The sequence below is a fragment of the Sulfuricurvum sp. genome, assembly GCF_028710345.1.
Classification (GTDB): domain Bacteria; phylum Campylobacterota; class Campylobacteria; order Campylobacterales; family Sulfurimonadaceae; genus Sulfuricurvum.
On sequence record NZ_JAQTUH010000007.1, the window covers coordinates 132,727 to 144,499 of the forward strand.

Below are 11,773 nucleotides of genomic sequence, written 5' to 3' on the forward strand. Positions count from 1 at the left end.
TTATGAGAGAATTTTTAACTATTGAACGAATTGAACCAATCAAACGAGGAGTCGTCCAACGACTCAAAGATTTTAGTGAGATTTACGAGCCTGTCGAAGCGTATGAAGCAACGTCGCAAAGTGACCGTTGTATCCAATGCGGTGATCCGTTTTGTTTGAACAAATGTCCTTTGCACAACTATATTCCCCAATGGCTTAAAGCGGTTGCGGAGAAAGATTTGAAATTTGCATTTAACCTTTCCAATGAGCCATCACCGTTTCCTGAAGTGATGGGGCGTATTTGTCCTCATGATCGTCTATGTGAGGGGGATTGTACTTTGAGTGACGGTCATGGAGCGATTACTATCGGTTCAGTTGAGACCTTTATCAACGAAGAGGGATTTAAAAGCGGTCTAAAACCTTATTTCCCAGGAATTACTACCGATAAAAAAGTAGCGATTATCGGTTCAGGTCCTGCTGGACTCTCTGCCGCAACCTATCTGCTACGTTCAGGTATTTCGGTCACCATGTATGAGCGCTCAGATCGTGCAGGGGGATTGTTAACGTATGGTATTCCGGGATTTAAACTCGATAAAAAAATTGTCGAGCGACGATTAGGCTTTTTGCAAGAAGCGGGATTAAAACTGGTATTGAACTGTGAAGTTGGCAAAGATATTGAGTTTGATGTCATCGCTGATCAACACGATGCTGTATTTATCGGTATCGGAGCAACGAAATCCAAAGGTGCTAAAATTGCTGGTGAAAACGCTTCGAATGTCTATACGGCAATCGAATATCTCACTGCTATTCAACGCAAAATTTTTGGACTTTCTTATGATAAACAGTTCGATTTTAAAGATCTTGAAGTAGTGGTTATCGGAGGCGGTGATACGGCGATGGACTGTGTCCGTACTGCAAAACGTGAAGGGGCAAAAAACGTAACGTGTTTGTATCGTCGTGATGCTCACAATATGCCGGGTTCTCAAAAAGAGTACAAAAATGCGATTGAAGAGGGGGTAGAATTTGTATTCCATGCCTCTCCGAAAGAGATTATTTTGGGTGAGGGTGGCAAAGCCGTTGCGGCACACATGGCAAAAACCGTTTTGGGTGCCAAAGATGAATCGGGTCGCCAAAAAATGGAAGAGATTAAAGGTGGTGATTTTAATATCAACGCCGACGTTATCATTATGGCACTGGGATTTGATCCGGTTGTCCCAAGTTTCTTGGCTGAAAATGGTATCAATGTCAATAACTGGGGTGGTATTATCATCGATGAGAAATACCAAACAACGACAGCAGGTATCTATGCCGGCGGTGATTGTTATCGCGGTGCCGATTTGGTGGTAACAGCGGCGTATGACGGTCGTGAAGCGGCGCGTGCTATTGCAAAATCGCTATTGTAGGATATGAACCCCTTTATCGATGCGGTACTCCTTGCATTACGTGAAGTAGATGGTGCGTTAAACAATACCTCAAATACCACCTTACTCGATTCTTTCTCCATAGGGGAGGGGGGCGATGTTAGTAGTGGTTTTGATTTGCTTGCTGAGTCGATCTTTTTTAACCATCTCTCCCCTTTTGGCTCTTTGTATTCCGAAGAGAGTGGTTGGATGTCTCCCCAAAGTGATACCATTATTATCCTAGATCCCATCGATGGAAGTGATAATTTCTCCTCTTTTTTCCCCTATTACGGTGTTGCGGTATCACGTGAAGTCTCCTCTAAAACAACTGATGCAGTAGTGTGTAATCTTGCAAATGGTGATATTTTTATCCGAACAGATAGTGAATATTATAAAACATCGCTCCAAAATAGCTTGATCAAAGAGGAAGTTAAAATCACACTTCATCCAAAAATTGGTCTTTTTGAAAAAGCTCATGAACACCCGTTTTTAGGTGAAAAACTGATCCAAAACGGATTAAAATATCGCTCTCCCGGAGCTGTTGCCCTCTCATTAGCCTATGCCCCTTATGTGAAATATATGCTATTTTTGGGTACAATGAGGAAGTTCGATATAGATGCAGGCTTATTTTTGAGCCAACATCTTTACTGTTTTTATGATTCGAGGTATATCCTCATCAGTTCCAGTAAAGAGGTATTCATTCAGATGCGTAATATCGTTGAAAAGGAGTATTTTTGAGTCTATTTAATCTTTTTGGAAATCCTGAAAAAAAGCAACAACCTACCAAAAGTGAAGCCCCTTCTCATTGGGTTAAATGTTCTTCATGCCAATCCTTGATGTATTACAAAGAGATGGAAAAACAGCTCAATGTTTGTCCTAAATGTGGATTTCATCTCCGTATAGGTGTTAATGAACGTCTAGCGCTCATCGCAGATGAGGGGAGTTTTGTTGAGTTTGATGCTACATTAAAACCAATCGATCCGCTCCAATTCGTCGATAAAAAAAGTTATGCGGCGAGAATCGATGAGGGGTATGCGAAAAACGGACGCTACTCATCGGTAGTGAGTGGAGAGTGTACGATTGAGGGCTCTCCTGTACAGCTTGTTGTTTTTGATTTTAATTTTATGGGTGGATCACTCGGTTCGGTTGAAGGTGAGAAAATTGTTCGTGCCATCAACCGTGCGATTGATAAAAAAATGGGTGTTATCATCGTCAGTGCCAGTGGGGGTGCTCGTATGCAAGAGTCTACATTTTCACTGATGCAAATGTCCAAAACCTCTGCGGCATTGGCACGTTTAGCGGATGCAAAACTCCCATATATCTCACTTCTTACCGATCCGACGATGGGGGGTGTTAGTGCCTCGTTTGCAACTTTGGGCGATATTATCATCGCTGAACCGGGTGCATTGGTCGGTTTCGCTGGTCAGAGGGTTATTAAACAAACTATCGGAAGCGATTTGCCCGATGGTTTTCAACGCGCTGAATTCTTACTCGAAAAAGGGTCTATCGATATGGTTGTCCCACGCTATGAGCTCAAAGAGACTTTGGGCAACCTTCTTAAACTTCTCCTCCCTTAATGCGTCTGTATGCTCTATGTGATCGTGATGCGTTACGCTCACGAGAGGTCGATTTAGAAAACTTTGTAGAGATAGTCAAAAAACATAATGGCGAAATAATCCAATATCGTAACAAGCACGATGACATTGCGGCAATCAAAAATGATCTTATCACACTGCGCGCTCTTTGGGATGGGTTTTTAATCATCAACGATTATTATGAACTGATACCGTTTTGTGACGGAGTTCATATCGGACAAGAAGATTTGTACGCGATTGATACTAATCCCCTCCGTGCGATTACCATCCTCAAAACCGCAATCGGAAACGATAAAATTATTGGACTCTCTACCCATAATTTAAAAGAGATTGAGATAGCCAATGCTCTGGACATCAATTACATCGGTTTAGGGGCGTATAGAGCTACCGTAACGAAGAGTGAAGCCAAAGTACTGGGCGAGAGTCTCGACGAGCTTGCATCGCACTCTAAACATCCTGTAGGGGCTATCGGTGGAGTGAATATGGATGATATCTTTAAACACGTCACTTATCATGTCATTGGAAGTGGGTTATTGGAATGAGAACGGTAGTAAAATTATGACCATTTCCCTTGTTTCAATAGCGAAAAAAGAGCGTTCACTGTATGACCCTCTTTATCAAGAACAGATAAAAATGATTTCTCGATTTGCAAAATTAGAGGACATGGAACTTTTTCCCAAAGAGATTGTGAAAGCTCATACAATAAGTGCCGAGGCATCGAAAAGTGCCTACACAAAGGTTTTAGAGCCAATGATAGGAAAAAGTTATTCCATTGCGTTACATCCTGATGGAAAAAAAATCGATTCTTTGGCTTTTAGTAAGCTCCTTTGTGATAAAATCGCGGTACAATTTTTCATAGGTGGGGCGTACGGCTTTGAAGAGTCGTTTGTTGCTAAGTGTGACAGTGTAATAAGTCTCTCGGAAATGACGATGAGTCATAAGATTGCGAAAGCAGTTTTACTGGAGCAGATATATCGCGCTTTTAGCTTACTCAATAATCACCCCTATCACAAATAAGGAATCGCATGCGAGATAATGAACTGCACTATTTCGAGGAAATATTGCAAACACGAAAAATACAAATTATTAAAAATATCAATGGTGTTGAAGCAGAGATGTTAGAGTTGCGTGATTGTGAACTCAATGATGAGGGTGATTATGCGTCGGTCAGTAATGACAACATGGTTGAGAGTGCTATTGGTGCACAACAATCTCAAGAGTTACTAGAAATTGAAGTTGCAATCGGAAAAATAAAATCTAAACAATACGGTATATGTGAAATGTGTGAAGATGAAATTGGTTTTCAACGTCTTAAAGTGAAACCTCATGCTCGCTACTGTATTGTGTGTCGTCCTATTGTAGAGAAAAACAAAGCTTAAAAGGAGAACTCAATGCAACTCAAACGTTATACTATCGCCTCATTTATTTTTATTTTTTTAGTAGGGATTGCTACTTATAGTATTGATAACAGTACTATCTCTTTTGATTTACTAGGGATTCATTTTCCAAATCTTCCGATAGCGTTTTGGGTTGCTGTTCCTGTTGCTTTGATGTATTTTGTAAGTATCTTGCATATGGCATTTCACGCATTACTTGGAAGTTTAAAACTTCGTAAACTTGATCGAGACAATGAAAAAATGGTCGATGCAGTGCGTGATGCATTACTTGGGGTAAAAGAGCGTAATTACACTTACAAAACAGAAGCTTATAAATTATTGGGTAAAGTGATTGATAACTCGGCTATCTTGCCGTATGATACACTTAGTGATATTGGTAATGAAAAAATTGATGAAGTTTTGGATGCTCTTCGCAATGTTAAAGAGAAGAAAAAAGTGGATTTGAAAAAATTCCATTTGGCAGCGTCAACATCGTTATCAATCGAAAACAATCTTAACCGTTTTGAGCGTGGTGAATTAAAAGCGGATGAAGTGTTGTCTCGTGCTGATACCTATGGTGATATCGTTTGTATGAAGGCGTATGAATCGTATGTACAAAGTGCTTCTGTTGGTTCTGTACTCAAATACAAACAACTTTTTAACATCAACTCTCTGTGTGCTTTCGTAGAGCGTATTAACAGTTCAACGAATGGTATCGAGATAGGGAATGATGAATTGGTTAATCTTTTCAAATCACTCAAGCTTACGTCTCGTGATTACATAGATCTCTCGATGGCAATGGCGAAAAATATGATCCCTGAACAACGTATGAGATTGTTTGAAAATCTTAGTGAAACCAATGACGATGCGATGGAAGGGTATTTTTATACCTTGTATGATCTTCAAATGATCGATACGGCAAATGAGATTTTGAACAACACCTCTAAAGATGATTATTTGATCTTTAAAGCATACCGTGATTTGAAACGTGCCAATAAACATTACGATATTGCATTGTTCATTAAAAAATAATTTTCTCATCGATGACTCCTAAACTCTCTTTTGATACCCCTGTTTATGCTCTCGCCCCTTTGGCGGGGTATACCGATCTCCCTTTTCGCAATGTTGTTAAAAAATTCGGTGCTGACTTGACCGTGAGTGAGATGATCAGCTCCAATGCATTGGCACACGGTTCGGCAAAAACATTTAAAATGTTGGAACGAAGCCCCAACGAAGATCCCTATTCGGTTCAAATTGCCGGTTCTGAGAGCGATGTTGTCCGTCGTGCCGTCGAGGTCTTAAATGAACAAGAGAATATCGATATCATCGACCTAAACTGTGGTTGCCCCGTCCCTAAAATCGTCTGTCACGGTTCGGGAAGTTCACTCTTGCGTGATCTGCCCCGTATGGCAAGCATCATCGAAACGATTAAAAAAACCTCCAATAAATCGACCCTTAGTGTCAAAATACGGCTTGGGTTTGAAGATAAAAATCACATCGAGATTGCTAGATTGGTTCAAGATTGCGGTGCCGATTTCCTCGCCGTTCATGGACGTACCCGTGCGGGAAAATTTAAAGCACCCGTCGATTATGATGCGATTGCCGAAATCAAAGCCTCTGTCTCTATCCCTGTGATTGCCAACGGAGATATTGACTCTTTTGAAAAAGCGCAATGGGTGTTAGAACATACCAAAGCCGATGGGGTGATGATCGGACGAGGAGCTGTCGGTGCTCCATGGATTTTTCATCAACTAAAATCCGGAAGCGCAACCGTCGATCCTCTCATTAAACACGCTATTATCATGGAACACCTTGATGGGATGGTACGCTTTTACGGTCCTCGCGGAGTGATAACTTTTCGTAAACATGTCCATACCTACTCCAAAGGCTACGAGGGGGCTTCGGCATTGCGTGATTTGGTTAACCGTATCGATGATCCGAGTGAGTATCGCGCCGTTGTCGATGAGTTCTTTCTCACCCACCGTCAAATCGGAGAAGGGTTTAAAGCCTCTGATATGAAATGTGAGTGTTAAAATACCCTCTCAACTCTCCTCTTTCGCTATAATATTCTCACTTTAACAGTGAGGCACATAATTTGTCATTCTTTCTAAAATCTCTTTTAAATTCATTGCCACGAAATAGGTTTAGAATAAATGAGATTAATATTGCGATAACAATATGAGTAAGTATCAATTTCCATTAAAAGATGAAAAAGAGTTTGAATTATTAGTTAATGATTTATGCGCAGAAAAATATGGCTTTGATTTTCAAGTATATGGAAGAAAAGGTCAAACTCAAAGTGGAATAGATGGGCTTTCTTTTGCAAAGAATGAAAAACAAATTGTTTTTCAGTGCAAAAATAAACTAATAGCTAGAGATGATACAAAAATTCAAAAAGAGCTTTTAGCTGATATAGAAGATGAAGTTCAATCGGCTAGTACTAAATTTACAAATATTGATACATTTATTTTTGCGAACTCTTTTAAACAAGATACTGTTCTACAAGATAGAGCAATAGAATTAACATTTCAATATGGCTTTACTGTTGTTCTGTGGAGTTGGGAAGAGATTGAAGGATTACTCGAAAAATATCCAACAGTAGCAAAACATTACTATCCTTGGGCATTTGATAAAAGTGTATTGAGCGAAAATGACATCAAACAAAAGTTTCACGAAAATTCAGTATCTTTACTTTCCTCATCAAGTCTATATATTGAAAAAAGTTTTATTGATATGCCCGAATTTGATGAGATTTTTGAGTTTATAAATAGTGAGAATTATAAAGATGATTTATTGGTTCTGACTGGAAAAGCTGGTATCGGTAAAACCGCAATATTAAGTAAGATACAAAGTGTTCTTATAGAGAATAATATGGCTTATTTGAGTATTAAAAGTGATAAAATCGATATAGAAAGTCGAGATTCACTTTCTAAATTTTTTGGCGTTGAAGATATTTTACATTCTATAAAACAGTTATCAAGAAAAGAAAAAGTCATTGTGTTGATAGACCAACTGGATGCTTTATCTTTAACAATGTCATCAAATCAAAAAGTAATAAATATTATCTTGGGGTTTATAGAACAATTAAAATACATCTCAAATGTAAAAATAATCGTTTCTATCAGGGAATATGATTTAAAAAATGATCCGTTATTCAAACATTTAGATGACTCTAATGTTATAAGAACACAGTTATTGAGTTTTGAATATGTCAATGACAAATTAAAATCTTTTGTAAAAGAATCTGTAACATTAAATAATACCTTAATTGAGTTATTACGAACACCACTACATCTTTCGATTTTTATAGACTTATATCCTAATGACAATAGCTGTATATCCATTAAAACACTGCAAGATTTATATAACAAATTTTGGGAACAAAAAGTCAATAGTGAGTCAATTGATAGAACTACGAGACAAAATAGTATTAAGTTATTAAATTCAGTCGTTCAAAAAATGAATGAAATAAAAAAAATTGAAGTTCCTGCTTTATATTTTGAAGACGAATTTAAAGAAGAAATGCGTCTTTTATGTAGTAATGGAATTTTGAAACAAGAGAATAATAAAATCTCATTTTTTCATCAAACTTTTTATGAGTATCTTTTTGCAAAAGCATTTATGAAAAAAGGGAAATCTCTTTATCAGTATATTGTAATAACCTCCCAAGATTTGAGTATAAGAGAGCAATTTAAACAAATCATTCAGTTTTTAAAAGGAACAAATGAAGAGCAATATCTGTTAGAACTTAAAAACATTTTGTACTCAGATAAAGTTCGATTTCATATCAAGCTTTTATTAATTTCATATCTTGGAAGTCTTGAAAATCCGACCACCGAAGAATTCGCTTTTGTAAAAAAACTCTTTACTGATGATAAAAACTTTGAAAAGTATTTTATAGAAAGTTGGATATCCGCTGATTGGCTAATCTATTTTAAAAAAGATGGTTTTTTTAATGATGAGAATTTTAAAAAATATAATTTGCATTATAGATTGGAAACATTTGTAAACAAAGAGCCGTATTTGGTTTTAGAAATATTAGACGAATGTGAATTTGATTCTGAATTCAAAGATGAAGCCATAATGCTGTCACTGGAAAAACTTGATAATTGGAATGATTATAGTTTTGCAATTTTTGATAAATATCATCATGTCATGCGTAAAGAGAATGTGAGATTTGATATAGAAAAGATTTATAAAAAAGTATATTTATTCAATCAAGAATATGCGATACATTTGTTTTTTGACTTTTTAGATACTCTCATAAAAGAAGCTAACAATAATAAAAATGATCTTTTAGATTATCATTGGTATAAGATATTTGAATTTTTAGTAGCAATGAACAATCAATATATTTTTCAGAAGCTCTTGGAATCAATCCAAAAAATTAGTAGCAAATTTGAGAGAAAACACGCTAAAAAAGAGTTTTTAATTACTGATCAAGTTTTTGATTCTTGGATGTGGAAATATGATAGTTCAAATCATTCTACATTGAGACTATATAGAAAAACACTTGAAAAAATATCGCAAGTTGCTATAGATGATAAAGATGTTTTTATAGAACTTATCAAACCCTATCAGGATACTCGCTATCTTTCCCTGATTTCATTTTTAATATTTGGTTATTCAAAAAATCCAGATGACTATAAAAATGAAATATTGGCATTGCTTACAAATATAAAACTTTTAGAAGAGATGTCTTTTGACCACGATGATGGATATGAGTTGGTAATGTTATTAACTAAATCATTTCACATATATGATGTATCAGAACAAGAAAAAATATTCAATTCTATTTTTCAGGTAAATCCGAAATGGGAAAGTAGCTATTATGTAGGCAAGTGTCACGGAACATATTTTAGATTAAAAAAATATGAACTTTTATCTCAACTTGATATAGAGGATATAAAGAAATTTGGTTATTTAAAAGAGTTTCAAGAGTTGCAAAGAAAATTTTATTGGTATAAGCTCAAAAAACCGCATAATGTTGAATCTGGATGGGTTGGAGCACCTTTCGATGAAGAAGTTTATAAGAAGATGAGTTTGAATAATTGGCTTCAATCGATGAAAGTATTTGATGGTACGGTATCAAGAAAAAGTATGGATAGTTTTTTAAGAGGTAGTAAAACTGAACATCATAGGCAATTTGAAAAAGAAGTTACTGAAAAACCAGATAACTTTTATGATTTATTGCTACAGTTAAAATCTGAAAATATTCATGCGGACTATTTGTCAGCTGGATTAAGCGGATTAATAGCATCTAACTATGATGCAGAGAAAGTTTTAAAAATTACTCATCTATATTCAGATATAGAAAATAGTTGGTTAAAACGGACGATTTTAAAAGCTATGAAACATTTAATACATCGGGATAAATTTGATGATAGCTTAATAACTATTTTAGAAGCGAATAGAGATATCAAGTATGAAGGTTTAATAAGGGATAAGGATAAGTTTCAGACTATTCATGATTATATGTCTAGTTCAATTAATTCTTTTGAAGGTGATTTCGCAGAACTACTCCCGTTGGTTTATAAAAATGTAGTTAATGATGAAAATAGTACAAAAAGGGTTATGAGCCTTATTGATAATGTTATTGATAAAAATGTAGATTTTGTCATTTTTGGATTATTAAGAACTTTAGGAAATATTGAATCTGTTGATAAAATTTTATTTGCAAAGCTTCTAGTTAATCTTATAGAAAAAGATGAAATTGGACAAGTTTCAATATTTTCGTTACACAATTTTCATTATTTATATCTGAATGAGTATGTCTCAAAAGAACAATTGCTCGTATATATTAAAAAGTGTATATCTTTTGCAAACAATGTAAAAGATAAAGAAGATGCTCATTATATAAATAATTTAGGAATGTTTTTATTTTACTATTACGTAACAGAAAAAGATGAAATATTTGAAGAGATGCTGAATGAAGCGATTAGTTCTAATAGCCAAATTATTCATGGAGTATTACATCAAATTTTTGAACAAGAGCTACATTCAAAAGATCAAGAAAAAGTTGAAAAATCAAAGCAATTTATTTTAAAATTTAAAAATGATGAAGAGAATGACTACTTTTATACGTATGATTTAGCAAAAATGAAAGGATTGAATTTTATACAAGATGATTTTGCATTTATTAAAAGTTTAGCAGAATCTCTTAATATAAGAAAAGAAGTCAAAAGTTTTATTGAATATTTACAAAATGAGTATTATTTAGATACTAATCTATCTGAAAAAATATTTGAACTTTTAGAGGTACTCATACACAATATTGATGCAAATAAAGAGATGGGTTATTATGATTCAAGACCGTTGATCGAGTTTATATTAGAGTTGAATACTAGAGCAAAATCGGATGAAAAGAAAATAGGCATATTAGATTTATTGGATAAATTTTTAATGAGTGACACGCTACGGCATACTACTAAATCAGCAATTGATTGAGTGAATGGAAACAGTCTGAATTGAAAATGAGGGGGGCAAGGGGTAAAACCCCTTGGCTACGCCAGCAAAAGAGGGGTCATGTATTCAATCTTCACTTTTGATAATGTAAATTCATAAAGGAGGTTTTAAATACTCCGATATTTAAGCTTTATCGATTGAACATCAAACCTATCATCGTATTCAAGCAGGATTTTTAAATCGTTCAAGGCGTTGACAACATCCGATTTACTCATCCGCTGTTTTGTGTATTTCGGATTGGTTTTGATACTTTCTCCTATACGGCGGTGATGGCAAATGTCATTTCTCGCATTTCGAATAATGGAAAACAACCCCTTGATTTGATGTTTATTACTGTATTTAGATGTACCGTTGGCATTGAGTATGGTTTCTTTTTTGATGAATTTCTCAAAGATATTGACGTATCTCGAACCGTTCAAAAACACCAGCTCAAGCGTCCCAAATGAGATGCTGTTTAATGCTTGAGACGGTTTTTGAATAGAACGTATTTCTGCTATTTGGAAATCATTCAAATCTCGCATAACGGGGTCAAGATGCCATTGTATTCCATAAGCTTTAACCATTCGGTGATTAACGAACGTTCGTAAAAAAGCTTCGAACTGGTTGATTTGAATATAAAGCCAATAATATTGGTTCGTGATATTTTTAATCTCTTCGAAATATTGTTCAATCGTGTAATAATTTTTAATAGGTAGAATTTTTTTGTTATGTATCAGGGCTTTAGCACTGTCTTCGAGAATGAATTTTTCTTTTTGGCGAACAAGTTTCAATGCTGTTTTTGTTTCGCTTAGTGAGGTTGGGATAATATTGTTAGCTAATAAAATCTGTTTAAAATGCCTATGATTCATTTAAGTTGCCTAGATGTATAATTTTACCACTCCTCAGAGGGTGTCGAACCGTTCAAGATGTTTGGCTGTATCAGCTTCGAGCTGAAACTCTCTGAGATTATCCTCTTCAG

At 35.4% G+C, this 11,773-nt stretch carries 10 protein-coding genes; 9 read left to right on the top strand and 1 reads right to left on the bottom strand.

Annotation, left to right across the window (positions count from 1 at the left end; translation table 11 throughout):
• Positions 1-2 precede the first annotated feature (2 nt).
• From PHC76_RS10530 to PHC76_RS10570, 9 genes are all read left to right on the top strand, one after another.
• Complete coding sequence (locus tag PHC76_RS10530) at positions 3-1,382, top strand: glutamate synthase subunit beta (RefSeq protein WP_299971636.1); 1,380 nt, start codon at positions 3-5, stop codon at positions 1,380-1,382.
• A gap of 3 nt (positions 1,383-1,385) precedes the next feature.
• Positions 1,386-2,117, top strand: coding sequence for an inositol monophosphatase family protein (locus PHC76_RS10535; protein ID WP_299971638.1), 732 nt, complete (start codon positions 1,386-1,388; stop codon positions 2,115-2,117).
• Positions 2,114-2,956, top strand: coding sequence for an acetyl-CoA carboxylase, carboxyltransferase subunit beta (gene accD / locus PHC76_RS10540; RefSeq protein WP_299971641.1), 843 nt, complete (start codon positions 2,114-2,116; stop codon positions 2,954-2,956). Before PHC76_RS10535 ends, accD begins: the two co-directional genes overlap by 4 nt.
• Positions 2,956-3,516, top strand: coding sequence for a thiamine phosphate synthase (locus PHC76_RS10545; protein ID WP_300210045.1), 561 nt, complete (start codon positions 2,956-2,958; stop codon positions 3,514-3,516). Before accD ends, PHC76_RS10545 begins: the two co-directional genes overlap by 1 nt.
• 16 nt (positions 3,517-3,532) lie before the next feature.
• The gene (locus PHC76_RS10550; RefSeq protein ID WP_299971647.1) at positions 3,533-3,991 is read left to right on the top strand and encodes a 23S rRNA (pseudouridine(1915)-N(3))-methyltransferase RlmH; all 459 of its coding nucleotides are present in this window, start codon (positions 3,533-3,535) and stop codon (positions 3,989-3,991) included.
• Positions 3,992-3,999: 8 nt separating this feature from the next.
• Positions 4,000-4,353 carry an RNA polymerase-binding protein DksA gene (gene dksA, locus PHC76_RS10555; protein ID WP_299971650.1) on the top strand — a complete coding sequence of 118 codons (354 nt, stop codon included), beginning with the start codon at positions 4,000-4,002 and terminating at the stop codon, positions 4,351-4,353.
• A 12-nt stretch (positions 4,354-4,365) separates the two neighbouring features.
• Complete coding sequence (locus tag PHC76_RS10560) at positions 4,366-5,382, top strand: hypothetical protein (protein ID WP_299971653.1); 1,017 nt, start codon at positions 4,366-4,368, stop codon at positions 5,380-5,382.
• 11 nt (positions 5,383-5,393) lie between these two features.
• On the top strand, positions 5,394-6,383 hold the full coding sequence (dusB, locus tag PHC76_RS10565; RefSeq protein ID WP_299971655.1) for a tRNA dihydrouridine synthase DusB: 990 nt from the start codon (positions 5,394-5,396) through the stop codon (positions 6,381-6,383).
• 145 nt (positions 6,384-6,528) lie between these two features.
• Complete coding sequence (locus PHC76_RS10570; protein ID WP_299971658.1) at positions 6,529-10,797, top strand: ATP-binding protein; 4,269 nt, start codon at positions 6,529-6,531, stop codon at positions 10,795-10,797.
• Positions 10,798-10,922: 125 nt separating this feature from the next.
• Here the strand turns inward: PHC76_RS10570 and PHC76_RS10575 are convergent, their stop codons facing one another.
• Positions 10,923-11,663: a hypothetical protein gene (locus tag PHC76_RS10575; protein ID WP_299971661.1), complete on the bottom strand. Its 741-nt coding sequence runs from the start codon at positions 11,661-11,663 to the stop codon at positions 10,923-10,925.
• Positions 11,664-11,773: the final 110 nt, after the last annotated feature.